Genomic DNA, 827 nt, shown 5'->3' with positions numbered 1-827 from the left:
GCCCCCTACGCCTCCCCGGTGCCCTCTCCCTACGATGCGACCGTCCAGTGCCCCACCCCCGAGGCGCTGATCGCCGAGCACTGTTGCCATGCCTCCTTCACTGAGCTCAAGGACGCCATCGCCGCTCTGCTGGCCGCACGGGAGTCCGAGCGGGAGGCGATGCTGGACGAGCTGTCCCAGCAGACCTTGCAGCGTATGGACCTGTGGCGGACCGAGGACGGCATGTGGGGCCTGGACGCGACCCTGACCGACGCCACCGGACGGCTCCTGGACAACTACCTCAAGACCGCCGTCCGGCCTCCCCGCGCCGAAGAGGCCGATGCCGACGGGGTGCTGCCGCCGAGCGCGAACCGGAACGCCGAGGCCCTCCACCAGCTCCTGGCCGCGGCAGGGACCGACCCGGCCGCGCCGACTCGCCACGGCCACACCGCCACCCTGACCCTCATGGCGGATCTGGACACCCTCAAAGGCGAGGACACCGGGCGCCTGCCGCGCCTGGAGGGCGAGCCGGTCAGCATCGCCAAGGCTCGGTTCTTGGCCTGCGAGGCCGGTGTGGTGCCGATGGTCTATGACTACGAGACCGGTGAGGTCATCGAGCAGTCGAAGGAACTGCGGGTGCCGAACACGGCGCTGCGCCGGAAGCTGGAGGCCGAGCAGGCCGGTGGATGCGCCTGGCACGGGTGCGGCCGACCGGTGTCCTGGTGCGAGAGCCACCACATCGAGCACTGGATCGACGGCGGTCCCACGACCCCGGAGAACCTGATCTTGCTGTGCAGGTTCCACCACGGGCGCATTCACACCGGCGAGTGGGTCGTGACCAAGACCGG

Annotated in this window: 1 protein-coding gene; it reads left to right on the top strand. The window is 70.3% G+C overall.

What is annotated here, in order from left to right; all coding sequences use genetic code 11:
• Positions 1 to 18: 18 nt before the first annotated feature.
• Positions 19 to 827 (top strand): HNH endonuclease signature motif containing protein (locus JFB92_RS25015; protein ID WP_199044680.1); only part of this gene is annotated, 809 nt, incomplete at its 3' end.

It is taken from the genome of Glycomyces salinus (assembly GCF_016428645.1).
Taxonomy (GTDB): domain Bacteria; phylum Actinomycetota; class Actinomycetes; order Mycobacteriales; family Micromonosporaceae; genus Glycomyces; species Glycomyces salinus.
Note: the sequence above shows the minus strand (reverse complement) of the source record. Positions and strands in the feature narration are given on the sequence as shown.